20 protein-coding genes and 1 pseudogene (1 of these 21 only partly in view) are annotated in these 24063 nt (G+C 65.7%); 8 read left to right on the forward strand and 13 right to left on the reverse strand.

Annotated features, from left to right (window positions below; all coding sequences use genetic code 11):
- Positions 1–490: the 3' portion of a hypothetical protein gene (locus D1F64_RS24925; RefSeq protein WP_205470565.1), read on the forward strand. It extends 155 nt beyond the left edge of the window; only the last 490 of its 645 coding nucleotides appear in the window; its start codon lies off the left edge, out of view; its stop codon occupies positions 488–490.
- Positions 490–987 carry a M23 family metallopeptidase gene (locus tag D1F64_RS24930; RefSeq protein WP_205470566.1) on the forward strand — a complete coding sequence of 166 codons (498 nt, stop codon included), beginning with the start codon at positions 490–492 and terminating at the stop codon, positions 985–987. The genes D1F64_RS24925 and D1F64_RS24930 overlap by 1 nt, the downstream gene beginning before the upstream one ends.
- Before the next feature lie 243 nt (positions 988–1230).
- Here the strand turns inward: D1F64_RS24930 and clpB are convergent.
- The 6 genes and pseudogenes from clpB to D1F64_RS20990 all read right to left on the reverse strand — a co-directional run bounded on the left by clpB (position 1231) and on the right by D1F64_RS20990 (position 11013).
- A pseudogene (clpB, locus tag D1F64_RS25230) lies at positions 1231–3830 on the reverse strand (ATP-dependent chaperone ClpB).
- Between the two features lie 352 nt (positions 3831–4182).
- A complete protein-coding gene (locus tag D1F64_RS20970) occupies positions 4183–4932 on the reverse strand; it encodes a DUF4167 domain-containing protein (protein WP_248304535.1) in 750 nt (249 codons plus the stop codon).
- Positions 4933–5385: 453 nt separating this feature from the next.
- Positions 5386–6258, reverse strand: a complete 873-nt coding sequence (prmC, locus tag D1F64_RS20975) for a peptide chain release factor N(5)-glutamine methyltransferase (RefSeq protein ID WP_248304536.1) — start codon at positions 6256–6258, stop codon at positions 5386–5388.
- Positions 6255–7328 carry a peptide chain release factor 1 gene (gene prfA / locus D1F64_RS20980; RefSeq protein WP_117414006.1) on the reverse strand — a complete coding sequence of 358 codons (1074 nt, stop codon included), beginning with the start codon at positions 7326–7328 and terminating at the stop codon, positions 6255–6257. Before prfA ends, prmC begins: the two co-directional genes overlap by 4 nt.
- Before the next feature lie 82 nt (positions 7329–7410).
- Complete coding sequence (gene ptsP, locus D1F64_RS20985; protein ID WP_117414007.1) at positions 7411–9678, reverse strand: phosphoenolpyruvate--protein phosphotransferase; 2268 nt, start codon at positions 9676–9678, stop codon at positions 7411–7413.
- Positions 9679–9762: 84 nt separating this feature from the next.
- Complete coding sequence (locus D1F64_RS20990; RefSeq protein ID WP_117414008.1) at positions 9763–11013, reverse strand: aspartate kinase; 1251 nt, start codon at positions 11011–11013, stop codon at positions 9763–9765.
- 212 nt (positions 11014–11225) lie between these two features.
- On the opposite strand from D1F64_RS20990, the gene ubiG reads away from it, so the two are divergent.
- Positions 11226–11975, forward strand: a complete 750-nt coding sequence (gene ubiG, locus D1F64_RS20995) for a bifunctional 2-polyprenyl-6-hydroxyphenol methylase/3-demethylubiquinol 3-O-methyltransferase UbiG (RefSeq protein WP_117414009.1) — start codon at positions 11226–11228, stop codon at positions 11973–11975.
- A 9-nt stretch (positions 11976–11984) separates the two neighbouring features.
- Here ubiG and D1F64_RS21000 read toward each other — a convergent pair whose 3' ends face one another.
- Positions 11985–12932, reverse strand: coding sequence for a helix-turn-helix domain-containing GNAT family N-acetyltransferase (locus tag D1F64_RS21000; protein WP_117414010.1), 948 nt, complete (start codon positions 12930–12932; stop codon positions 11985–11987).
- Between the two features lie 179 nt (positions 12933–13111).
- Between D1F64_RS21000 and D1F64_RS21005 the strand changes: the two genes are divergently transcribed.
- On the forward strand, positions 13112–13801 hold the full coding sequence (locus D1F64_RS21005) for an alpha/beta fold hydrolase (protein ID WP_117414011.1): 690 nt from the start codon (positions 13112–13114) through the stop codon (positions 13799–13801).
- Positions 13802–13816: 15 nt separating this feature from the next.
- On the opposite strand, the gene D1F64_RS21010 is transcribed toward D1F64_RS21005, so the two are convergent.
- Positions 13817–15661: an alpha/beta fold hydrolase gene (locus D1F64_RS21010; protein WP_117414012.1), complete on the reverse strand. Its 1845-nt coding sequence runs from the start codon at positions 15659–15661 to the stop codon at positions 13817–13819.
- 584 nt (positions 15662–16245) lie between these two features.
- Here D1F64_RS21010 and D1F64_RS21015 point away from each other — a divergent pair.
- Positions 16246–16692 (forward strand): phasin family protein, encoded by a 447-nt coding sequence (locus D1F64_RS21015; protein ID WP_162901691.1) that lies wholly within the window; start codon positions 16246–16248, stop codon positions 16690–16692.
- Positions 16693–16795: 103 nt separating this feature from the next.
- Here D1F64_RS21015 and D1F64_RS21020 read toward each other — a convergent pair whose 3' ends face one another.
- The 4 genes from D1F64_RS21020 to D1F64_RS21035 form a co-directional block, all read right to left on the reverse strand.
- Positions 16796–17323, reverse strand: a complete 528-nt coding sequence (locus D1F64_RS21020) for a DUF1178 family protein (protein WP_117414014.1) — start codon at positions 17321–17323, stop codon at positions 16796–16798.
- The gene (locus D1F64_RS21025; protein WP_117414015.1) at positions 17320–18180 is read right to left on the reverse strand and encodes a carbon-nitrogen hydrolase family protein; all 861 of its coding nucleotides are present in this window, start codon (positions 18178–18180) and stop codon (positions 17320–17322) included. Before D1F64_RS21025 ends, D1F64_RS21020 begins: the two co-directional genes overlap by 4 nt.
- 67 nt (positions 18181–18247) lie before the next feature.
- A complete protein-coding gene (grxC, locus tag D1F64_RS21030; RefSeq protein ID WP_117414016.1) occupies positions 18248–18505 on the reverse strand; it encodes a glutaredoxin 3 in 258 nt (85 codons plus the stop codon).
- Between the two features lie 156 nt (positions 18506–18661).
- Entirely contained in the window at positions 18662–19471 is an 810-nt protein-coding gene (locus tag D1F64_RS21035) for a ComF family protein (protein WP_117414017.1), read from the reverse strand.
- A 130-nt stretch (positions 19472–19601) separates the two neighbouring features.
- Here D1F64_RS21035 and D1F64_RS21040 point away from each other — a divergent pair, with 130 nt between their 5' ends.
- A complete protein-coding gene (locus D1F64_RS21040) occupies positions 19602–20531 on the forward strand; it encodes a methyltransferase domain-containing protein (RefSeq protein ID WP_117414018.1) in 930 nt (309 codons plus the stop codon).
- 10 nt (positions 20532–20541) lie between these two features.
- On the opposite strand, the gene D1F64_RS21045 is transcribed toward D1F64_RS21040, so the two are convergent.
- Positions 20542–21447 (reverse strand): DMT family transporter, encoded by a 906-nt coding sequence (locus tag D1F64_RS21045; RefSeq protein ID WP_117414019.1) that lies wholly within the window; start codon positions 21445–21447, stop codon positions 20542–20544.
- Between the two features lie 351 nt (positions 21448–21798).
- Here D1F64_RS21045 and D1F64_RS23635 point away from each other — a divergent pair, with 351 nt between their 5' ends.
- Both D1F64_RS23635 and D1F64_RS23640 read left to right on the forward strand, forming a co-directional pair.
- A complete protein-coding gene (locus D1F64_RS23635; RefSeq protein ID WP_162901692.1) occupies positions 21799–22950 on the forward strand; it encodes a hypothetical protein in 1152 nt (383 codons plus the stop codon).
- Positions 22947–23957, forward strand: a complete 1011-nt coding sequence (locus D1F64_RS23640) for a methyl-accepting chemotaxis protein (protein WP_205470567.1) — start codon at positions 22947–22949, stop codon at positions 23955–23957. Before D1F64_RS23635 ends, D1F64_RS23640 begins: the two co-directional genes overlap by 4 nt.
- Positions 23958–24063 lie beyond the last annotated feature (106 nt).

Raw genomic sequence — 24063 nt, forward strand, 5'->3', positions numbered from 1 at the left:
GGCCTATGCGCCGTCGGTCGATGACATCGGCCACATGCGGCCCGAGCGCATCAGCCTGTATTCGGAAACCACCCATCAGGCCACCGTGGCGCGCAACGACGACGGCGACTTCGTGTCCGCAAACGCGCCCGCAAACCTGCTGCCCGACGCTTTCGCCGAGGCAGACCGGCTCGGCTACGCGGGCCCCACACCATCGCTTTATGACAGCATCTACCAGACGGCACTTGAGAACGAGATCAGCGAACCGCTGATCCAGGATCTGGTGCGCATCTTCTCCTTCGACGTCGACTACAATTCCCGCGTCAAACCCGGCGACGCGATGGAAGTCTTCTACGCTCTCGACGAGACGGAAGACGACCAGGCGTCAGAGATCCTGTTCACCGCGCTGGGAGTTGGCGGCACACGCCGCCGCTTCTACCGCTTCCGCACCCCGACGACGGACTGGTCGACTTCTATGACGAGACGGGCAAGAGCGCGAAGAAATTCCTGATGCGCAAGCCGCTGTCCGGCGGCCGTTTCTCGTCAGGCTACGGCATGCGCCGTCACCCCGTGGTGGGCAGCATGACCAAGCATACCGGCGTCGACTGGGCGGCACCGCGCGGCACACCGATCATGGCCTCGGGCAACGGCGTCGTCGAAGACGCCAAGTGGAATGCCGGCTACGGCCGCTGGGTCAAGATCCGCCACGCCAACGGCTATGAGACGGCCTATGGCCACATGTCGGGTTTCGCCCGCGGCATCAAGGGAGGCGTGCGCGTCCGCCAGGGCCAGATCATCGGCTATGTGGGGTCCACCGGCCGCTCCACAGGACCGCATGTGCACTACGAGGTGCTGGTCAACGAACGCTTCGTGGATCCGATGCGCATCCGGCTGCCGCGCGGCCGCGTGCTTGACGGCAAGCTGCTGGCCGCCTTCGAACGCGAGCGCGACCGCATCGACGAGTTGCTGGACCGCGGCCGCGCACCGAACCGCATCGCCGCGCGCTGAAAATTGTTCTGAAACCAAAAGAGCCGGCCCCGGGGCCGGCTCTCAGACCGCTGACAAAGCCGGGAAAACTCTCCGTCGTCATGGTCGGGCTTGTCCCGATCATCCATAAGTCATTGAAAACATGGATCCTCGGCACAGGGCCGAGGATGACGATCGAGGGTATGAGCTTTGTCATCAAGCTCAGAGCCGGCCCCCGGGGGCCGGCTCTTTTTATTCATGCCGCAATCACGCAGCCTCCAGGCGTCAGGCCGCGCGTTCCGCGTCGCGCACCCGCTCGAACAGCAGCCGGTCCGTGCCGGCCGTGATCCGCACGGTATCGTTGTCGCCGATCTCGCCGGTGAGAATGCGTTCGGCCAGCGGATCCTGCACCTGCTTCTGGATCACCCGTCTGAGCGGCCGCGCGCCATAAGCCGGATCGTATCCCTTCTCCGCAAGCCAGGCCCGGGCGCCTTCGTCCAGCTCGATGGTGATCTTGCGATCCTCGAGAAGCCGCATCAGCCCCTTCAGCTGGATGTCCACGATCGCCGCCATCTGGCTGCGCTTCAGCCTGTGGAACAGGATGATCTCGTCCAGCCGGTTGAGGAACTCCGGCCGGAAGTGGCTACGCACCACGTCCATGACGGGTCCACGCACCGCATCCGAATCCTCGCCCTCGCCCTGCTGAGACAGGAACTCCGCGCCCAGGTTCGACGTCATCACGAGCAGCGTGTTGCGGAAATCGACGGTGCGCCCCTGACCATCGGTCAGCCGGCCGTCGTCGAGCACCTGCAGCAGCACGTTGAAGACGTCCGGGTGCGCCTTTTCGATCTCGTCGAACAAAACCACCTGATAGGGCCGGCGCCGCACCTGCTCGGTCAACGCGCCCCCTCCTCATAGCCGACGTATCCCGGAGGCGCGCCGATCAGCCGGGCCACGGAATGCTTCTCCATGTATTCCGACATGTCGACACGCACCATCGCGCTTTCGTCATCAAACAGGAACTCGGCCAGGGCCTTGGTGAGTTCCGTCTTGCCGACGCCCGTGGGGCCCAAGAACATGAACGAACCGATCGGCCTGTGCGGGTCCTGCAATCCGGCGCGCGCCCGGCGCACCGCGGTGGAGACGGCGTGAATCGCCTCCTCCTGGCCGACAACCCGATGGGCGATCTCATCTTCCATCCGCAACAGCTTGTCGCGTTCGCCTTCGAGCATCCGGTCGACCGGAATGCCGGTCCAGCGCGCCACCACCTGAGCGACGTGGTCGGCGGTGACCGCCTCTTCCATCATCGCACCGGACGCCTCCTCTGAAGCCTCGACCTCGGCGAGTGTCCGCTCGAGATCGGGTATCACGCCGTAGGCCAACTCGCCCGCCTTGGCGAGATTGCCCTCGCGCTGCGCCTTCTCCAGATCACCACGCGCCTGGTCGAGCTGCTCCTTGAGCTTCTGCGCGGATGACAGCTTGTCCTTCTCGCTCTGCCAGCGGTTGGTCAGGTCGGCCGATTCCTCCTCGAGATCCGCCAGTTCCTGCTGCAATTTCTGCAGCCGGTCGCGCGAGGCCTCGTCGGTTTCCTTCTTGAGCGCCTCCTGCTCGATCTTCAGCTGGATGATGCGCCGGTCGAGCTCGTCGAGTTCCTCCGGCTTGCTGTCCACCTGCATGCGCAGCCGCGAGCCGGCCTCGTCGACCAGATCGATCGCCTTGTCCGGCAGGAAGCGGTCCGTGATGTAGCGATTCGACAACGTCGCGGCAGCGACCAGTGCCGAATCGGTGATGCGGACGCCGTGGTGCAGCTCGTATTTTTCCTTCAGTCCGCGCAGGATCGAAATCGTGTCCTCGACGGTCGGTTCGGAAATGAACACCGGCTGGAAGCGCCGCGCGAGCGCCGCGTCCTTTTCCACGTGTTTGCGGTACTCATCCAATGTGGTGGCGCCCACGCAGTGCAGTTCGCCGCGCGCCAGCGCCGGCTTGAGCAGGTTGGAGGCATCCATCGAGCCTTCGCCCTTGCCCGCACCCACCAGCGTGTGCATCTCGTCGACAAACAGGATGATGCCGCCTTCGGCCGCCTGCACTTCCGAAAGCACGCCCTTCAGGCGCTCCTCGAATTCGCCGCGGTATTTCGCGCCGGCGATCAGCGCGCCCATGTCGAGCGCCAACAGGCTCTTGTCGCGCAAGGACTCCGGAACGTCCCCGTTGATGATGCGCAACGCCAGGCCTTCGGCGATCGCCGTCTTGCCCACGCCGGGCTCGCCGATCAGCACGGGATTGTTCTTGGTGCGCCGGGAGAGCACCTGAATGGTGCGGCGGATTTCCTCGTCCCGGCCGATCACCGGATCAAGCTTGCCATCGCGGGCGTCCTGGGTCAGATCGCGCGCGAATTTCTTCAGCGCATCGTATTGATTCTCTGCGGACGCGGTGTCCGCGGTTCGGCCCTTGCGCAAATCGTTGATCGCCTGATTGAGGCCCGCCGGCGTGACACCGGCCTTGGCCAGGATTTTCGAACTCTCGGCGGCGCTCTCCATCGTCAGCGCGAGCAGCAGCCGCTCCACGGTGACGAAGGAGTCGCCTGCCTTGTCCGCCAGTTTCTCCGCCGTGTCGAACACCTTGGCAAGCGGCTGCGCCAGATAGAGCTGGCCGCTGCCTCCGGTCACCTTGGGCATGGCCGCCAGGACGCGCTCCAACTCGCCGGAGGCATCCTGCGGGCGGCCGCCGGCGCGCTGGATCAGGCCCGCGGCCAGGCCCTCGCGATCGTCAAGCAACACCTTGAGAACGTGTTCGGGCGTGAACTGCTGGTGCCCCTGTCCAAGCGCGTAGGTCTGCGCCGACTGGATGAAGCCACGGACACGCTCTGTATATTTTTCCAGATCCATAATCACTCTCCACAGCGTACCGCCACCCGAGGCATGGCGGACGTTTCGGACCGCGAGGCCGGACAGCGCACCGCGCGACGGAGAAAATCATCCGTCCCGTGGCTGACGCGCATGCGATTGGCCCTCGCGCGGCACACTGGCCGCGCATCCGATATAGTGTTGCAGATTGACAACAAAAGAGGTTGATCCATCGCAAGAACGACAGAATTCTTGCGGCCGGACTTTCTGCCGCAGGCTGCGGGCGCGAGATTCGCGCGCGCCGCCGCCGCGAGAGAGCCTGAACGCAAAACGGCGCGGACCAAAAGCCCGCGCCGTTTTCACAGTGATCTCAGTCGCCTGACCAGCGCGCCGATCAGGCGTCGCTTGCTTCCGGCGCGGACGCCGGTTCGGCCGTCTCCGGTGCGGATGCGTCAGCATCCCCGCCTTCCGAGGATGTGGAGCGGCGTGCGCCACGTCCGCGCGTCCCGCGCGTGCGGCGGCGCGGCTTGGCCACCTCTTCCTCACCATCGGCAGCGGACGGCGCACTTGCCGCCTCCTCGGGCGCGGCGCTGTTTCCCGCAGGGACAGGCTTCGCCACCGGGGCGACGGCCGCGCCGTTGATATCGGCACGCTTGGTATTGGTGTTCGGCATTCCGTCGATGAACGGCTGCGGCGCGTCCTCAGGCATGATCGGCCCGCGGCTGGGCGCGGGACGGGGCCGCGGCGCAGGGTCATCCTGTGCGGAACTTCCCCGATTTCCATCATTGCGGCGGTTGCCATCGGAGAACGCACGATCGTTGTCGCGGCCGCCACGCGCAGGCACCCGTTCTTCGCGGCCCATCGCTTCCTCGCGATCGTCGCGCTCATCGCGGTCATCATCATCGCGGCTGTCATTGGACGACTCGCCCTGCGGCTGGGCCGCGGCGACGAGACGCGAATAATGCTCGGCGTGCTGATAATAGTTCTCGGCCATGATCCGGTCGCCCGAGGCATGGGCGTCACGCGCCAGCTGCTGGTATTTTTCCGCGACGTGCATCGCGGTACCACGCACCTTGACGTCCGGACCATTGGACTCAAACGATCGGGACAACAGACTCGGTGTCTTGCGACCGCGTCCGCGCATACGCTTATTCTGATTAACTTGTCTCATTCTGCCGTTATCTCTTCAGAGCGGCTGGCCGATGGGTTTCCATCGACACCCGACCCACCGCCCAGGCGATGATTGTCAGCTTGGACGTTGCCGTCCATCACTTGACGCCTGTCGACGTTGCGAACCGAATTCCGGATCACGACGCATTTGGTGGGTTCAGATAGTCCGCTGTCTTGGACACGCGGTGATCTAGATCACCGAAAAACCGATCCGTGTCTTGACGAACCGATAATGGACATCGCGCGCAAATCCGATGCCCCCATGCGCTCGGCAATCGTGTGGCTCACCCCAGCCCGTTTGGCATCCACACCAAACACATCGATTGTCGGAAATGCGCTTCGGCGTGGAGAACCTAGCCCGTTCGTGACGTTTTTCCAAGCGCATTTTTACAACAAATCCACGATGGCCATCGCCATTGCCGGATTGTCACATCGTGGCGATCACGACCCGATCCAGGCCGCTCAGATCCTGCCGCAACGTAATGTTCGAAAAGCCCGCCGCGCGACACAAGCCGCTGACCGACGCAGCCTGATCGTAGCCGATTTCCAGATAGAGCGATGCTGCGGGAGAATGCAGATGGCTCGCGGCCCAGACGACGATCGCGCGATAGGCATCGAGTCCGTCGGGACCGCCCGCCAGCGCCCTTTCCGGATCATGCAGGCGGACTTCCGGATCCAGCCGCGCGAGCGCCGCATCGGTGATGTAGGGCGGATTTGAAACGATGAAATCGAATCCGCCCTGCCCCTCCAGCGCCTCGCCGAATGAGCTGCGCTGGAAGGCCGCGCGATCTCCGACGCCATTGGCCTGCGCGTTGCGCCGGGCGGTCGCCAGCGCCTCCGCGCTGATATCCGTGCCGATACCGGAGGCATTCGGCAACTCACTCAGCAGAGCTGTGAGAATCGCGCCGGATCCCGTCCCCAGATCCGCAAAGCGCAGCGAATCGGTGCGGCGTGACCGGGCGTCGACATCCGCGAGCACCGCTTCCACCAGACTCTCCGTATCCGGGCGCGGCTCCAGGGTCTGCGGCGACAGGACAAACTCCATCCCCCAGAAGGCCCGCCGTCCGAGGATCCGGCCGACGGGCGTCCGTCCCAGGCGCGCCGCGCGCATGCGCGCGATTTGCGCAAGCTGGTCGCTGTCCAGCGGGCGGTCCTCTTCCACCATGACCCGCGCGGGCTCGATGCCCGCGACCGCGGCGACGAGCATGCGCGCGTCAATCTCAGGCGACGCAAATCCGGCCGCGCGAAATGCATCGCGCAGATCGCGATAGGCGGCGCCAAGCGTCGTCGGGATCGTCACGCGCCCTCGTTGGCAGCCAGCAGAGCCGCCTGATGCTCGGTGATCAACGGATCGATGATCTCGTCCAGGGCATCGCCCGCGATCACCGGTTCCAGCTTGTACAGCGTCAGCCCGATACGGTGGTCGGTGACGCGGCCCTGCGGGAAATTGTAGGTGCGGATGCGTTCTGACCGGTCACCGGAGCCCACCTGCCCGCGCCGCGCCTCCGAGCGCTCGCTGTCCAGCCTGTCGCGCTCGGCTTCATACAGCTTGGCGCGCAGAACCGTCATGGCACGGGCCCGGTTCTGGTGCTGCGACTTCTCGGAAGAGGTGACCACGATGCCGCTGGGGATATGGGTGATCCGGACGGCGGAATCGGTGGTGTTGACGTGCTGACCGCCGGCGCCCGAGGCACGCATCGTGTCGATGCGGATGTCCTCGCTGCGGACCTCGATGTCGACATCCTGCGCTTCGGGCAGCACGGCCACGGTGGCGGCGGAGGTATGGATGCGGCCGCCCGATTCGGTGGCCGGAACCCGCTGTACGCGATGCACGCCCGATTCGAATTTGAGCCGCGCGAAAACGCCGTTGCCGATCACCGAGGCGATGACTTCCTTGTAGCCACCCACCTCGCCTTCGCTGGCGGACAGGATCTCGACCTTCCAGTTGTGAAGCTCGGCGTAACGCTGATACATGCGGAACAGCGTGCCGGCGAACAGCGCCGCCTCATCGCCGCCCGTGCCGGCGCGCACTTCCAGAATGGCGTTGCCCGCATCCGCCGCGTCCTTGGGCAGCAGCGCGACGCGGATTTCCTGCGCCAGCGTTGCCGCGCGTTCCTTCAACTCCGGAAGCTCGGCTTCGGCCAGCTCACGCATCTCGGCGTCGGTCTCGGGATCCTCAAGCAGGCTTTCCAGCCCCTCGCGTTCCTCGTTCACCTGCCGAAGGGTCCGAACCATCCCCACGACCGGCTCCAGCTCGGCGTGATCACGCGCCAGTCGGACATAGGTCGCCGGGTCCGGATTGGCGGACATCCGGGCCTCGATTTCAGCGAAGCGGTCGAGCAGACCGTCAAGTTTGTCCTGCGCGAGCATAGGGCGCGGATCTCCAGAATGGTCGGTGTTGATCGCGGCGCTGGCGCGCCGCGAGAGAAGACGCGCTCGTGAATGTCACAAATCAGACCTGCACGCCATGCTCATCGGCGAACGTGCGCAGTAACTGCCGGATGTTGACCGCGCCGCTGCCGGGCTCCAGCCGCGGCAGCAGCCGCGCGCGCAGCCGGCCGATATCGAGCTTGAGCAGCATCGCCTTGACCGGACCGATGGACGAAGGCGACATCGAGATGTCGCGATAGCCCAGGGCCAGCAGCGCCATGGCTTCCAGGGGCTTGCCGGCCATCTCGCCGCACAGCGTCACCGGTACGTGGGCGCCATTCGCCTCATCGACGATCTTCTTGAGCGCCCGCAGGAACGACACGTTCAACGGATCGAACCGTTCCGCCACCCGCGTATTGCCGCGATCGACGGCGTTGAAGAACTGGAACAGGTCGTTTGAGCCGACGGAGACGAAATCCACAGCCTGGAACAGATCCTCCAACTGATACAGCAGCGAGGGAACCTCCAGCATGACGCCGAGCCGGACCTTGTCCGGCGGCCGGTGCTTGTGGCGGCCCAGGTGCCGCAGCTCGCGCTCCACCAGCACCTTGGCCTGCTCGAATTCCGACACATCGGAGACCATGGGGAACATCAGCTTCAGCTCGCGCCCGCTCGCCGCCCGCAGCAACGCGCGGATCTGGGTGCGCAACAGGCCCGGACGGTCGAGCCCGAGCCGGATCGCGCGCCAGCCCATCGCCGGATTTTCTTCCTGGATGGAGCGAATATAGGGAAGCACCTTGTCGCCGCCAATATCCAGCGAGCGGAACGTCACAGGCCGGCTGCCGGCCGAATCCAGCACCTGCGAATACAGCGCGCACTGCTCGGTCATGCGCGGGAAGGTGGACACCACCATGAACTGCAGCTCGGTGCGAAACAGACCGATACCCGCGGCGCCCGATTCGTCGAGATGCGGCAGATCCACCACCAGGCCTGCGTTGAGCTGCAGCGTCACGTCCTGCTTGTCACGGCTGATCGAGGGCTTGTTGCGCAGACGGCGGAACTGCGCCTGCCTGCGGGCGCGAAAGCGGACTTTCTCGGCGAAAGCGTTTTCAACGTCCGCCGACGGACGCAAATGCACCTGCCCCAGCTCGCCGTCGATGATGACCGCATCGCCGCCTTCGACCAGCGAGACGATGTCGGGCACCTGCGCGACGGTCGCGATTCCGAGCGCCCGGGCCACGATGGCCACATGACTGGTCGGGCCGCTTTCCTCAAGGATCAGACCGCGGACACAGTTCCGGTCGTAGTCCAGAAGCTCGGCCGCGCCCATCGTCCTCGCGATGATGATCGCGTCCTTGGGCAAATCCGCCGCCACCGCTCCGTGCGGCCGGCCGATCAGCTCGCGCATCAGGCGGTTTGCCAGATCGTCCAGGTCATGCAAGCGCTCGCGCAGGTAAGGATCGGTCTGGCGCAGCATGCGCGCGCGCGTGTCGCTCTGCACCTTCTCCACCGCGGCTTCCGCGGTGAGGCCATTGCGGATCGCCTCCTCGATGCGGCGCACCCAGCCACGGTCCTGGGCGAACATGCGATAGGCCTCGAGCACCTCGCGGTGCTCGCCGTGCTGCACCATCTCGCCACGCGACAGCATGTCGTCGAGCGACACGCGCATGGTGTTCACGGCCTTCTCCAGCCGCTCCACCTCGCGCTCGATATCCTCGGCGATCAGATTGGTGACCACGACGCGCGGCTCGTGCAACACCGCGTGACCCAGGCCGACGCCGTCGACCAGCGACAGGCCGGTGAGATGCAGCGAACGCGTCAGATCGAGGCGGGCGCCCTGATGGGAAATCGCTTCCAGCTCGGCCGCCGCGAGCATCTCGGCGATGACCATCGCCGTGGTCTGCAGCGCCTCTACCTCATCCTCGTAATAGGTGCGGTGCGCCTTGTTCTGGACCACCAGAACGCCAAGCGTGCGTCCGGCGCGCAGAATCGGCACGCCGAGGAAGGAATTGTAGATTTCCTCGCCGGTCTCCGGCAGATAGGCGAAGGAGGGATGCGCCTGCGCATTGGGCAGATTGAGCGGCCGTGCCTCGGCGGCGATCAGGCCGACCAGGCCCTCGTTGACCGACAGGCTGGTCTGGTGCACCGCGCTCGCGTTGAGGCCCTCGGTGGCATAGAGCTCGAGCCGCCCGTCGGCGCGCAGGATGTAGACAGAGCACACTTCCGCGACCACGTTGGCCGCGATCAGCACGACAATCTTGTCGAGCCGTTCCTGGGCGCTGCTCTGATCCGCCATCACCTCGCGGAGACGGCGCAGCAGAACGCGCGGGCCGGCGAGATTGCCTCGCATGATGCGCCACTTCCTCAACAGTCAGGCCGGCGTGCTCCGATACTCATCCTCAGCTGGGTGGACAGTCCGCCGTACCGTCCGCTGTTATTCGTCGAGTCCGTATAGCGAATGCAAAGTCCGGACCGCAAGTTCGGTATAAGCGGAATCGATCAGAACGGATATCTTGATTTCCGATGTGGTGATCGCGCGGATGTTGATGCCCTTTTCCGCAAGCCCCTGAAAACACATGCTTGCGATGCCCGCGTGACTGCGCATGCCGATGCCGATCACCGAGACCTTGACCACATCGGTGGCGCCTTCAAGACTGCCAAACTTCAGTACCGCGCGCGTCGCCTCCAGGACGTTGAGCGCGCGCTGATACTCGGTTTCGGGAACCGTGAAGGTGATGTCGGTGGTCGAGCCGTCCGGCGAAATGTTCTGCACGATCATGTCGACGTTGATGTTGGCGTCCGACAGCGGACCGAACACGCTGGCGGCGACGCCGGGCTTGTCCGGCACGTTGCGAATGGAAATCTGCGCTTCATCCTTGGAGAAGGCGATTCCGGTGACGACTTGCTGTTCCACGATCTCGTCCTCGTCGCAGATAAGAGTTCCAGGGGGCAGATTGTCGACGCCGATCTGCGGCGCATCCGGGTCATCGAAGCTGGAGCGTACGAAGGTCCGCACGCCGTGCACCATGGCCAGTTCGACGGAGCGCACCTGCAGCACCTTGGCGCCGAGCGACGCCATCTCCAGCATCTCCTCGAAGGCGACGCGGTCCAGCCGCCGCGCCTTGGGCACGATGCGCGGATCGGTGGTGTAGACGCCGTCGACGTCGGTATAGATATCGCAGCGGTCGGCCTTGATGGCGGCGGCGATCGCCACGGCGCTGGTGTCCGAGCCGCCGCGGCCGAGCGTGGTGATACGGTTGTCCGGCGCCACGCCCTGGAAGCCGGCGACAACGGCCACCTGCCCCATCGCCAGGCGCTCGAGCAGTTTCTCGCCATTGATGTCGGCGATGCGCGCCGCCCCGTGCGATCCGTCGGTGGTCACGGCGATCTGCCAACCGAGCCAGGAGCGCGCGTCCACGCCCATCTCCTGCAGGACGATGGCCAGAAGCCCGGCGCTGACCTGCTCGCCCGAGGCGACGATCGCGTCATATTCGCGCGCGTCGTGCATCGGCGAAGCCTCGCGGCAGAGCGCCACGAGCTCATTGGTCTTGCCCGCCATGGCGGAGACCACGACCGCAACCTGATGGCCGGCGTCGACCTCACGTTTGACGTGACGGGCCACATTGCGAATGCGATCGAGATCGGCGACGGACGTTCCGCCGAATTTCATAACCAGACGAGACATGGAGCCAGTTTCTGCGAGCTGTGTTTGTGTAGGCGTCACCGAAGCAGCGCGCTCAGCGCACTTGGGATTGGCGCGTATGCATACAGACTAGCCGCGCGCGCCGCAACCTGCGAAAGCCGGTGCGGCTGCTTGACAAGCCAGCGGCAAACACCGACCAAATGGAGCGGCGGTTCCGACGCCGCCCGAGACAGACGAACGCGACAGGATCACGTATGACCGGCAAGGCAAAGACGACCACCGTCGACGAAAGCGAGATAGCGCGGTTTTCCGCGATCGCTGCGCAGTGGTGGGACCCGGCCGGCAAATTCAGGCCGCTGCACAAGTTCAATCCCGTCCGTCTGACCTACATCAAGGAGCAGGTCTGCGCCCGCTTCGGCCGAGATCCGAACGCGCCCGACGCCTTCAAGGGCCTGCGGTTCCTCGACATCGGCTGCGGCGGCGGATTGCTGTGCGAACCGATGGCGCGGCTCGGCGCGGAGGTCGTCGGCGCGGACCCCGGCGCCACCAACATCGAGGTGGCGAAGCTGCACGCGGCCCAGTCCGGCCTGACGATCGACTACCGCGCGACGACGGCGGAAGCCCTGGCCGAGGCCGGCGAGCGCTTCGACGTGGTGCTGAACATGGAAGTGGTCGAGCATGTATCCGACGTGCCCCTGTTCATCGATGCCTGCGCGCAGATGGTGCGCCCCGGCGGGCTGATGTTCATTGCCACCATCAACCGCACCCTGAAGGCCTATGCACTCGCCATCGTCGGCGCCGAGGTGGTGCTGCGCTGGCTGCCGCGCGGCACCCACGACTACAACAAGCTGGTGAAGCCGGACGAACTGGAAGTCCCGCTGGAGCAGGCCGCCATGCGGGTGATCGAGCGCACGGGCGTGTCCTACAACCCGCTGTTTGACCGATGGGACCGCTCGAAGGATCTCAACGTCAACTACATGCTGCTGGCCGAACGGCCGGCATAAAGGCCGGCGCTACAACAGCAGCTCCCAGTTCTGACCGACCAGATCCTTGCCGAAACTGTGGTGGTGCTCCTCCTCGACCAGCTCGAACCCCGCCGCCTGATAGATCCGGCGCGCCGAGGTCAGCACGTCGTTGGTCCACAGCGTCACGCGCCGGTAGCCGCTCTCGCGGGCAAAGCGGATCGCCTCCTCGACGAGACGCCGGCCGATGCCAAGCCCGCGCGCGCAGGGCTCCACGTGCAGCAGGCGGATTTTCGCGAGCCCCGCCGCATCACCCTCCACATCCCCATTGACGAGAAAAATCGCCCCGATCGGCTCGCCGTCCATCTCCGCGATGAAACAGATCTCCCGGGCAGGATCGAAGCGCCGCAGGAAGGTGGCCACGATCTCCGCGACGAGCGCCTCGAAGCTTGCGTCCCATCCGTATTCGCGCGCGTAGAGCAGGGCTTCCCGGCTCACCACCCAGCCCATGTCTCCGATCCGGTGCGGCCGCAGCACGTAAGCGGCACGCTGCCGCGTCTCGCCGTCGAGCACTGCGCGCATGGTCTGCATCGCCGCCAGAAGCCGGCGGTGCCTGTCCGGCGGCAGGCCGTCCAGCACCCGGGCGACCTCCGCGTTGGCAGCCTCATACAACGGCGCGAACGCCGCCTGCCCGGCATCACTCAGCGACAGCAGGACCTGGCGGCGGTCGTCCGCGCTGGCATGCGCGTCCACCAGCCCGCGATCGCGAAACGTCTTCAGCATGCGGCTGAGATAGCCCGCGTCGAGGCCCAGCATCTCGCGCAAGTCGCGCGCCGCAACACTGCCCTCGCCCCGGGCCAGTTCGTAGAGCACGCGGACCTCCGCGAGCGAATAGGCGCTGCCCAGGTGACCCTCGTCCAGCGCACCCACAAAGCGGGTGTAGAACCGGTTGAAGGCGCGCATCGCCTCCACATCGGCGCGCGGCGGACCATCGTGCATGCGTCAGCTCCAGACAGATCCCATATCGTTGTAAAAGCATCATAATTGATTGACTTAGTCAACAAACAAGCGATCCCGAAGCCCCGCCCCGATCTTTCCGGCGGGAAACGCACACGGACCGGAAGCCGACGCGCGCGCGGTGCGCTATATCGGAGGTACGACAAAGGATGGGATGGGATATGGAACCGATTGTCTTCGTGCCGGGGCTGCTGTGCACCGAGATCCTCTACGCGCCGCAGCTGGCCGCCTTTGGCGACCGGCCGCTGATGGTCGCCGATCATCGCGGCCATGAGACCATGGCAAAAATCGCCGCCGCCATTCTGGTTCAGGCGCCCGAGCGCTTTGCGCTCGTCGGGCTGTCGATGGGCGGCTATGTGGCCATGGAGATCATGCGCCAGGCGGCAGACCGCGTATCGCGCCTGGCGCTGCTGGACACCGCCGCGCGCGCCGACACGCCGGAGCAGACCGCGCGCCGCGAGACGCTGGTCGGTATCACCAAAAAGGGTCAGTTCAACCGCATCGTGCCGCTACTGCACCCAAGCCTGGTGCACCCGGACCGGGTGGCGGACGCGGATCTGCGCGGCGCCACCGAGGAGATGGCCCGCGACACCGGGCCCGAAGCCTTCCTGCGCCAACAGGCGGCGATCATCGCCCGGCCCGACTCGCGCGCCTCGCTCGCCAATGTCACCTGTCCGGCACTGGTGCTCGTTGGCGATGCCGACGCGCTGACGCCGCCCGAGCGCGCGCAGGAAATGCACGCGATCATCCCGGGCTCGCGGCTGGAGGTGGTTCCCCATTGCGGCCATCTCTCGACGCTCGAACGCCCCGAGGTGGTAACAAGCGCCTTGCGCGGGTGGCTCGATGCCTGAGCCTCGCATTCCGCGTCATTTCATCAAGACATAGCTTCCCGGCGCATCCATCAGCGGCGGATAACCGGCGTCGGCGCGACCCGTTTCTGGCGGCGGCACCTGAGCGGAGGAATGCTCGGTCAGCCATGCCGCCCAGGCCTCCCACCAGGATCCCTCGCGCTGCTCCGCCGCCTCGCTCCAGCCCTCGGGATCGAGAAAGCCGTCGTGCGCCGGTTGCGTCATGATCTTGTAGGAGCGGTGCTTGTGGCCCGGCTCGGACACGATACCGGCATTGTGGCCGCCCGTGGTCAGCACGAAGGTCAGCTCGGAATCCGCAAGATGCGTGATCTTGTGCACCGAACGCCAGGGCGCGACATGATCGCTTTCTGTGCCGACCACGAAGAACGGGGCGGATATGTCCTCCACCACGACGGGCTCCGCTCCGACATGATAGCGCCCCGCGGCGAAATCATTGTCGAGAAACAGCTGGCGCAGGTATTCCGAATGCATGCGGTATGGCATCCGGGTGGCGTCGGCGTTCCACGCCATCAGATCGAACATCGCCGGGCGCTCGCCCATGAGATACTCGCGGATGCTGCGCGACCAGATCAAATCGTTGGAGCGCAGCAACTGGAAGGCGCCCGCCATCTGCTTTGTGTCGAGAAAACCCTGCTCCCACATCATGTCCTCGAGAAAGCTGACCTGACTCTCGTCGATGAACAGCGTCAGTTCGCCCGCTTCGGTGAAATCGGTCTGCGCGGCAAACAGCGACACTGTCGCGAGCCGGTCGTCGCCGAAGCGCGCCATGGCGGCGGCGGCGATCGCCAGCAACGTACCCCCCAGACAGTAGCCAACCGCATGCACCTTGGCGTCCGGCACGATGGCGCCCACTACCTCGAGCGCCGCCATCACGCCGAGGCGGCGATAGGCCTCCAGTCCGAAGTCGCGCTCGCTCGGGCCAGGATTCTTCCAGGAGACCATGAACACCGTGTGGCCCTGCTCGACCAGGTATCTGACCATCGAGTTTTCCGGCGACAGATCGAGAATGTAGTATTTCATGATCCAGGCCGGCACGATCAGCACCGGTTCGCGCGCCACCGTCTTGGTCGTTGGCGTGTACTGGATCAACTCGATCAGGTCGTTGCGGTAGACCACCTTGCCGGGCGTGACCGCCAGCGTCTCGCCGACCTGAAAATCTTCAGTGCCGACCGGCGGCTTGTTGCCAAGCCAGCGCTCCCAGTCGTCGATCAGGTTCTCGTAACCCCGCACCAGGTTGCGCCCGCCCTCCGCGCGCGTCCTTTCCAGCACCTCCGGGTTGGTCAGAAGGCTGTTGGACGGCGAAAACACGTCGAGGATCTGCCGGGTGACGAATTCCACGACCTTCTCGTGATGCACCGAGACCCCGCGAACACCGGTGACCGCGTTATGCCACCATTGCTGATTGAGCAGGAACGACTGGTGGATCAGGTTGAAGGGAAATCTGTCCCAGGCGGGATCGGAGAAACGTTTGTCCTGCGGCAGCGGTTCGATGCAACGCGCCGAGCTGCTCCCCGACAGGCAAGTGGCCGCGAATTGCGACATCCGGACGGACTTGCGCAGCGCCTTCTCCGCAAGCCGCATCTGCTTGCCGGGCGAGGCGGCGATATGGCTGAACCAATCGAAATAGGCCTGGGCCAATGAGCTGGGGGAGATGCCGAGCGTCGCTCGCGCAATGCCCGCGCGGAACGCCCGATCCGCCACCTCGGCGAAGGCGCGCGCGGAGTAACTGTCCGCCTCGTCAAGCGGCGGCTGCGGCGCAACGGCCCGGCCCGCGCCGATCGGAAACGGATACAATTCAGCGGCGCGCGCCGGTGTTTCGATCAACTCTGTCTTGCTCACCATGGTCCCAGTCCTCATCGCCCGCGATCACTCGCCAGCCTGCACGCAAAACAATGGCGCCATGACGACACCACGCTCCAGATCGACGCCGTCCCCGCAATGAGCCTCGCGCCCGCGGCGAAACCGATCATAAACCTTGCAACGCTCGTTCCCTTGCTTTGGATCAATTGCACAAATTCAATGCAACAGGCGCAAGACATGCGCAAATATTGGATATCGAAAATAGTCAAGAAACAATTTGTCGCACAGGAAGCGCAAAAATCAGCAAAAGAGAGACGATTACTCTTGATTCACATCAAAGATAATCTGGTACAATCGGGCCACCTTGAGTAACGGCGATCGGACAGCGGTCGTTGGCGCTCAGTAACTGTTTCACAACACAACAAAACGGCGAAAAATTTCGTAAAAGACAGCCCCTGCCACCGGAAATGCCACACGGATGTCATGTTGTCTTGGCGTGATGGCGGGCGGAAAGTCCGATTGTGAAGCATGAATACCAAGACCCGCATGCGTCAAGCGGGCGCCAACGAATGCGCGGCAACGCCCGCGCGCCAGAAGATTTCATCCGCAACGGGAAGGAGGCCGTCATGGCACGCAAACCGACATCCGCAAGCAAGGATCCCAGCGTCATCCCCATGCCCTGGCTCGACTCCGCGTGGGCCGAAAGCGCCGACCGCTATGGCAGCCGCTTCGCCGACACGGTTTCCACCGGCAGCCGCGAAACGATCAACTGTCTCGAAAGCATGGTCGACGACCAGTTGGCCTTCATGAAGCAGCGGCTGAAAGCCGACTTCGAATGCGCCAAGACCCTGTCCGAATGCCGTGAGCCGAACGACGCCGCGAAGGTGATCACCGATTTCTGGCAAACGCTTTTCACCGACTACGCCAAGGCCACGGAAAAGGCCGGCGAGCAGATGAACAAGTGCATGGCGGAAGCCTGGACCACCACGACGGCGGTAACGGAAACGGCGATGGAGGCTGCCAATTCGGCCGAGGAAGCCATCACGTCGATGGCCAAGAAGACAGCCGCTTAAGAGGCCGCATCCGAAAGACCGGTCCATCACGGGAACGGACCCGATCCGGGGCGCTGGCGGCTCGCCGCCGCGCTCCGTGTCATGGCCCATCAGTCGTGGCCCATCAGTTATTGTCTTCGGGCAGGGTCGGCAGCGGCAGAATATCGATGCCTTCCTCTCGCAGCTCGTGCGCCTCCCGGGCGCTGGTCTCGCCGTGGATACCGCGCTTCTCGGCCTCGCCGTAATGCATCTTGCGCGCTTCTTCCGCGAACCCCGTGCCCACGTTCTCGGTGTTGCGGATCACCGTGTCGCGCAGGGCGCGCATCATGGCCGCCACCTCGCTGCGCCGCGGATCGGCAGCCGCGAGGCTTGCAGCCGGCGAAGGGACCGGGACCTGCGGCGGCGTATCCGCCTCGGCTTCGTCGATTCCCGCGGTGCCGGATGCACGGACGCCCCCGGCCTCCTGCTGCGCTGCGGCCTTCTTGCGCGCCGTCGAGACATTGGGCGCCATCAGCGCCTTGCGCACATCCGCGCTCGCACAGACGGGGCAGACAAGGTGCCCGGCCCGCGCCTGGGCATCGAAATCGCCCGCGTTGCGAAACCACGCGTCAAACGCATGCCCTCCGTCGCAGACGAGCGCGAAATGGATCATTCCGCCGCCCCGGAAAGGACCACGTCCGCTCCATCGCCAAGCTCGAACGCACGTTCGTTGAGCAGCACCGGGATCCGCCCGCGCGCGGCATCCGAGGCCGCCGGGTCGATCTCGGCGAGCACAACGCAGGGCTCGTCGTGGTCGGCCTCGGCAATCACCTTGCCCCAGGGATCAACAATCAGCGAATGACCGTAGGTGTCGCGACCGTCCGCATGATGGCCACCCTGCGCGGCGGCCATCTGAAAGGCGCCGTTCTCGATGGCGCGGGCGCGCTGCAGCACATGCCAATGCGCCTCGCCGGTCTGCCGGGTGAAGGCCGCGGGCGCGGTGAGCAACTGCGCGCCGGCAAGCGCCTGCGTGCGGAAGATCTGCGGAAAGCGTACGTCGTAGCAGATCGCCATGCCGAGCTTGAGCCACGGCAGCTCGGTGACGACTGCCGTCTCCCCGGGGCGATAGGTGCGCGACTCGCGCCAGCTCTCGCCGTTGGGCAGATCGACGTCGAACATGTGGATCTTGTCATAGCGCGCGCGGACGCCGCCGTCCGGGCCGATCAGAAAACCGCGATTGGCCACTGTTTCGCCCTCGACCAGAATCGCCAGTGATCCGGCGTGGATCCAGATCTTCAGCTCCGCCGCCAGCTTGTGGAACAGCGCGAGCGTCGGATCGGCCTCCTCCACCGCGATCGCATCGAGAAGCGCCTGACGGTCCCGCACCAGGATGTTGGTCATCTCGGGCGTCAGCACATAGGACGCGCCCTTTGAGGCCGCCTCGCGGATCAATGCTTCGGCGGCGGCTCCATTCTCGGCGACGCTGGTGGTGGACCGCATCTGGATGCAGGCGGCTTTGAACGCACTCATGATAATTCCATCCGTGTTTCCGTCGTTTGGCCGGGATGCCGCGCTTGATATCGAGACGGCAAGGGCCTCAGGCCGCGGCCAGCGCCGAGAGCTTTCCGGCCCGATCCAGGGCGAAAAGTTCGTCGCAGCCGCCGACATGGGTCGCGCCGATGAAGATCTGCGGAAATGTCGACCGCCCGTTGGCGCGCTGAATCATTTCCTTGCGCTTTTCCGGCGCATAGGTCGCATCGAATTCTTCATACTCCAGCCCCTTGTCGTCAAGAAGCCGCTTCGCCGCCGTGCAGAAGCCGCACAGCTGGCGCGTGTAGATCTGGATTTTGGCCATGCTCTCTCTTTCGTGCGCAGGCCGGGCCCGCAAGCGTCAGTCCCGTTCCTGAAATCGGTTCCCATGCATATAGGATTGCATGCCGATATCCGGCAAGCCTTCCCGTTCCGGCAAGATCCGCGTACAGCGCGCGGCGCCTGACGCAGGGACCCGAGCTTAGCGGTTGTGCACCCGCGCAAAAGTCAGCACATCGACGGATGCGGCGCCCGCGCGCACGAGCGCCCGCACGCACGCGCCGAGCGTCGCGCCCGTCGTCACCACATCATCGACCAGAAGGATTCTCCGGCCCTCGAGCGCCGCGCGGTGCGGGCCATCCACCTTGAACGCCCCGCGCACGTTGGCGGCCCGCGCCGCTGCGTCCAGCCCAACCTGACGCGGCGTGGCGCGAATGCGCTGCAATCCCTCCAGCAGAACCGGACGGTCCGCCTGGCTGCCGATCTCGCGTGCGAGCAACGCCGACTGGTTGAACCTCCTGCGCCACAGACGGCGCGGGTGCAGCGGCACCGGCACGATCAGATTGGCCTCATGGACGAGACCATCGGACGCCCGCAGCATCCAGCGCGCCATCAGCGGCGCCAGTTCCAGCCGGTCACGGTATTTCAGACCGTGCACCAGCGCGCGCGAAATCTCGTCATGCACGCAGACGGCGCGGGCCCGGCCGAAAGGCGGCGGCTCTGCGATGGCCGCGGCGCTCAGCGCGCCGGGACCGATATCGTAGGCCAGCGGCGTGCCGAGACGCTCGCAATACGGCCGCTCGATCAAGGTCAGACGCGACCAGCACGGCATGCACAGCCCGACATCCTCCGCCAAGGGGCGCTCGCAAACGCAGCACACCGGCGGCAGGGCCAGATCGAGAAGCCGCCGCCCCACGATCCGCGAGCCGACGGCCAGGACCCGCGCGCCGCGCGCGACCAGCGGAAGGGCCCCTTCCGTGCCTGCCCGCAATGCACGCTCTGCCGCCATCATTGTCTTTGTCCGCGTTCCACGCCATAACCAGCCTACACCATCCGGACCCGCTTCGGCACCAGCCGAACGCTCGCCGGGCACCATTGCGGCGGCCGAAAGGCCGCGCCAATCACGTGCGAACCACAAGCCCATGACCCACGACGACCAGATCGCGCCCTTCAACCGCCGTCTGCTGGCGCTGCGCCGCGCGCGCGCGCTGAAGGCCAATGCCGAGGGCGCGGATTTCCTGCTGGCCCTGGCCGCCGAGGATCTCGCCGAACGGCTGGAGACCCTGAGCCGCACATTCCCCCTGGCGCTGGACCTGGGCGGCCACACCGGCCGCATCAGCGCCGCGCTGGCCTCGAGCGGCAAGGTTGAGCGCGTCATTCGAGCGGATCTCTTCGCTCCGGATGTCTCCGAAAACAGCAATGAGACTTCCGATTCCAGCGGTCCGGATCTCGTCGCGGACGACGAGTCCCTGCCCTTCGCGAACGGCTCGCTCGATCTTGTGGTGTCCTCGCTGTCTCTGCAATGGGCCAACGATCTGCCCGGCGCGCTGATCCAGATCCGCAAGGCCCTGAAGCCCGACGGATTGTTTCTCGGTGCGCTGATCGGCGGCGAGACCCTGCACGAGTTGCGCGACGTGCTGTTGATGGCCGAGGCGGAACTTACGGGCGGCGCCAGCCCGCGCGTGGCGCCATTCGCCGATACGCGTGAAATCGGCGGGCTGCTGCAACGCGCCGGCTTCGCCCTGCCGGTGGCCGATCAGGACCGCTTCACGGTGCGCTACGACACGCTGTTCGACCTGATGCGGGATCTGCGGGCCATGGGCGCGACGAGCGTGCTGCGCGAACGCGGCCGCGCCGCGACCCGCGCCATGTTCCTGCGCGCGGCGGAACTCTACGCCGAGCGCCACGCCGATCCCGACGGCCGCATCCGCGCGACGTTCCAGATGCTGTCGCTCTCCGGCTGGGCGCCGCACGAAAGCCAGCAGAAGCCGCTCGCCCCCGGCTCCGCCAAGGTGCGGCTGGCCGATGCGCTGGGAACCAGGGAAATCCCGACCGGCGAGACGCCGTCTTAGCCTGAGAGGCTCAGGTGGTGGTCGCGGGGGGCGCCGCGGCCGGCGTGCGCGACGCCAGCGCCACCGCGCCAATAACGATCGCCATGCCGACAAGCTGTACGATTCCGAGTTCCTCGCCGAACAGAAAATAGCTTTCCACCGCGGTGGCCGCCGGCACCAGATAGAACAGGGTCGCGACTTTCGAGACCGCGCCCTTGCGGATCAGCATCATCAGCAGCGTCACCGCGCCGATGGACAACACCAGCACCAGCCAGCCCAGCGCGAAGAGAAACTGGCCGCTCCATTCCACCTGGAAGTCCTCCAGCACCAGCGCCGCCGCCAACGTGACGATGAACGCGCCGACATACTGGAAGGTCACGCCGCCGCGCATGTCCATCTGCTGGGCGAAGCGCTTCTGATAGATCGTGCCCAGCGTGATGCCGAGAACGCCGGTCGCGCAGACGCCGACGGTGGCGGCATCGATACCCGCACCCGCGACGCCCGCCTTCGGACCCAGCACCAGCGTGATGCCGATGAGTCCCAGCGCCATGCCGATCCAGTGCTTGGCCGTGATGCGCTCGCCCAGCAGCACACCCGCGAACAGCGCGGTGACGACCGGCTGCAGACCGACAATCAGGGCGGCGACACCCGCGGGCATGTCATGGTCGATCGCCCAGAACACCGCGCCGAGATAGACGCCGTGGATCAGCACGCCGACGACCATGGCGTGCAGGCAGTCGGAGACAGACATGCCCCGCGCCGGGCGCATGGCCAGCATGGAGCCGCCGAGCACCACCAGCACCGCAATGTAGCGCAGCACCAGGAATGTCAGGGGTTCGCTGTAAGGCGCGCCAAGCTTCGATCCGATGAAACCGGTGGACCAGAGCAGCACGAACAGGATCGGGGTGAGTCGGACAACGGCTGAGGATAGGGACATGCGCGCCTTTTATGCCTGGCGGGAAAGACCGGCAAGCGGCAAAGCGCACGTCCTCGCGACGGCGCGAGAATGCCCACACGCTGTGTCGGAACGAGCACAGAAGCAGCCAAGCGCGCCACCTAGATCCGCCTCGTTGCGCCCCTCGGGAGAATGCCTATTGTCCGCCTTTTCCGGCCTTGGGACGGGAATGTGCAACGATTTGTCAAGGTTAATAAGTCATAAAGCGAAACACGTAACACAGCAGGACACCGGCGCGTGGGCGTTAAGGTTCCGATCGTAGGGTGGCGTATGGCACGGGCCGCGGATCGCAGTAATCGACCTTCCGGGAGCACTCCGAGGAGCCCGCGCGTCGTGGCGCGGGCGGCGCTTGTCGCGCTGGGACTGCTGACGATCGCAAGTACTTTCGGCTGGTACCACATGCGCACCGCCGCCGCATGGCACGACTATTCCGCGGGCGCGGAACTGTCGCTCGGACTGCGCGACGCGGGCCTTGCGGCGCGCGACCTGCGCGAAGCGGGCCGGATCTATCTCGCCAGTCCCGACACCGCCAGCGAGCAGGCCCTTCGCACGGCGGAAAGCCTCTTGCGCGAGACCCTGGCGAGCCTGCCGTCGCTCAGCCGGTTCGCACCGCTCGCCGCCCAGCGCGACGATCTCATCACCATGCTGGACCAGCTCGACATGCAGCTCAGCACCGTGCGAGGTGTTCAACAGGCGATCGGCGACGGCACGGAAGACGGGGCGCTCGGCGTCCTGAAAGCGGCCGGGTCTGCGGTCCAGACGGATCTGGCGGCGCCGGTCAAGGGCAAGTCCGCCAAGGCGGCCCTGCGCAAGGTGGCGCAAGCGTTCGAGGACATCCGGCGCATCGAGACGGTTTTCCTGATCACCGCCGGCATCGTCGATCTGTCGCCCTACGAGGGCAAGCTGGCCGCGCTCGAAGGCATTCTCGACGACACCCGCCTGCCCAAGAAACGCGGCGAGAAGATCGAAAGCCTCATCGACGCCTATCGCGAGGCTCTGCAGGCCTACGGAAGTGCCGTGGCCAAACGAACCGCGGCGACGACCGTGGTCGACGAGCATCTGGACGTCATTCTCGATCGCACGACCCGGATCCAGTCCCGCCCGCCCGCGGTCCCCGAAACCGCATCGCTGCCGATCGCCGCCGGCGGAATGGCCATGGGCCTCACGCTGTGCATGCTGGGGTGCTTTGGTCTTGGCCGTGCCATGGCCCGGCGGCAAGAGGCGCAACCGGTCCCCGCCGCCGATGCGGACGAATCCGGCATCACCAACGCAATCCCCGGCGTCTCCGTGCTGGAAGCCGACGCCACCCTTGCCGACGAGACCCCTGGGAGCCGGCCAGCGAATACGACGATGAGGAGGACGATGACGCGGTGTCCGACATCCCGCCATGGGAAATCGATACCGATGACGCGCCGTCTCCCGCTGTCGCCCTGTCCGCCGTCCCGGTTGAAGCGACGCTTCAGGCATCCGCCACCGCAGCGGTGAACGACAACCTGTCCGTGGCGGGCGCGATCAAGCCCTCGCCCCCCGCCTCCCTTGTGACGTCCGCATCGAAGCCAACGGCGGCAACGAACGGCGCAGCCAGCGAAACGAGCGGCAATGCTGGAGATACCGCTGCCGCCACGGCGGCGCGCCGTCTGGCCCGCGAAGAGGAGATCGACGCTTTGGCGCGCGGCTTCGAGAACACCATGGCCATGGCGCTTGCCAGTCTGAGGACGGCGGCCGGCGCCATGAACGAAGCGGTGACCGCCGTCGAGGTGACATCGAAAAACGTCCTCGGCGCCGCCGACAAGGCAGGCGACGCCCAGACGAGCATCACCGGCACGCTGGCCTCCGTTGCCGCGATCCGCGACGCTCTGGCGGAAAACCTTCGCGAGGCGGGCAACCGCAACGCCCGCTCGGCCGGCATCGCCGACCAGGCAAAGGGCCGTTCCGGGAATTCGGCCGCGACCATGTCGGCGCTCGGCAACGCGTCGGGCAAGATCATCGAGGTCGTCGAGGCGATCCGCAGCATCGCCGACAAGACCAACATGCTGGCGCTCAACGCCACAATCGAGGCAGCGCGCGCCGGCGTGCACGGCCGCGGCTTCGCCGTGGTCGCCCAGGAGGTCAAGAGCCTTGCGGGGCAATCGGCGCGCGCGACAGAAGCCATCGAGGCGCAGATCACCGCGATCCAGTCCGCATCGCAATCCGCAGTCTCCGCCTTTGACGACGTCAACACGGTCGTCGACGAGGTCAACGCCACCGCCGGCGGCGTCGCCGAGGCGCTGGCCCGGCAGGAGGAAACCGTGCGTCTGCTGTCGCAAAGCATCGCGGAAGCCGAGGCCTTGAGCGCGGAGGGAAGCGGCGCCGTCGCCGCCGTCACCAAGGCGCGTCACCAGGCGAAGGGCACCGGCGAGGCGGTAGACCGGCTGGCCGCGATCCTCACGGAGGAAGCGGTGCGCATCGACACCGAAATGAAGAGCTTCATGAAGCAGCTGCGCGCGGTGTAGATCTCGCGGCCGCCGCGCGGAGACGCAGCGGCCTTGAATTTGGCCGCATTTCGCGCGACATGTCGGTCTGGCGCCGGGGTCTGTCCCGGCAGAACCCTTTCCAGGA

It is taken from the genome of Breoghania sp. L-A4 (genome assembly GCF_003432385.1).
In the GTDB taxonomy this organism is placed as follows: Bacteria; Pseudomonadota; Alphaproteobacteria; order Rhizobiales; family Stappiaceae; genus Breoghania.

Bases quoted from the DNA above. Each gene is read 5' to 3' on its own strand.
- D1F64_RS20990 (WP_117414008.1), bottom strand. From the start codon at position 11,013: ATGTCTCGTCTGGTTATGAAATTCGGCGGAACGTCCGTCGCCGATCTC.
- D1F64_RS21045 (WP_117414019.1), bottom strand. From the start codon at position 21,447: ATGTCCCTATCCTCAGCCGTTGTCCGACTCACCCCGATCCTGTTCGTG.
- D1F64_RS21040 (WP_117414018.1), top strand. From the start codon at position 19,602: ATGACCCACGACGACCAGATCGCGCCCTTCAACCGCCGTCTGCTGGCG.
- D1F64_RS21015 (WP_162901691.1), top strand. From the start codon at position 16,246: ATGGCACGCAAACCGACATCCGCAAGCAAGGATCCCAGCGTCATCCCC.
- D1F64_RS24930 (WP_205470566.1), top strand. From the start codon at position 490: ATGCGCAAGCCGCTGTCCGGCGGCCGTTTCTCGTCAGGCTACGGCATG.
- ptsP (WP_117414007.1), bottom strand. From the start codon at position 9,678: ATGCGAGGCAATCTCGCCGGCCCGCGCGTTCTGCTGCGCCGTCTCCGC.
- D1F64_RS21025 (WP_117414015.1), bottom strand. From the start codon at position 18,180: ATGAGTGCGTTCAAAGCCGCCTGCATCCAGATGCGGTCCACCACCAGC.
- D1F64_RS21010 (WP_117414012.1), bottom strand. From the start codon at position 15,661: ATGGTGAGCAAGACAGAGTTGATCGAAACACCGGCGCGCGCCGCTGAA.
- D1F64_RS21035 (WP_117414017.1), bottom strand. From the start codon at position 19,471: ATGATGGCGGCAGAGCGTGCATTGCGGGCAGGCACGGAAGGGGCCCTT.
- D1F64_RS21000 (WP_117414010.1), bottom strand. From the start codon at position 12,932: ATGCACGATGGTCCGCCGCGCGCCGATGTGGAGGCGATGCGCGCCTTC.
- D1F64_RS20970 (WP_248304535.1), bottom strand. From the start codon at position 4,932: ATGCGCGGACGCGGTCGCAAGACACCGAGTCTGTTGTCCCGATCGTTT.
- D1F64_RS21020 (WP_117414014.1), bottom strand. From the start codon at position 17,323: ATGATCCATTTCGCGCTCGTCTGCGACGGAGGGCATGCGTTTGACGCG.
- grxC (WP_117414016.1), bottom strand. From the start codon at position 18,505: ATGGCCAAAATCCAGATCTACACGCGCCAGCTGTGCGGCTTCTGCACG.
- prfA (WP_117414006.1), bottom strand. From the start codon at position 7,328: ATGCTCGCGCAGGACAAACTTGACGGTCTGCTCGACCGCTTCGCTGAA.
- D1F64_RS21005 (WP_117414011.1), top strand. From the start codon at position 13,112: ATGGAACCGATTGTCTTCGTGCCGGGGCTGCTGTGCACCGAGATCCTC.
- ubiG (WP_117414009.1), top strand. From the start codon at position 11,226: ATGACCGGCAAGGCAAAGACGACCACCGTCGACGAAAGCGAGATAGCG.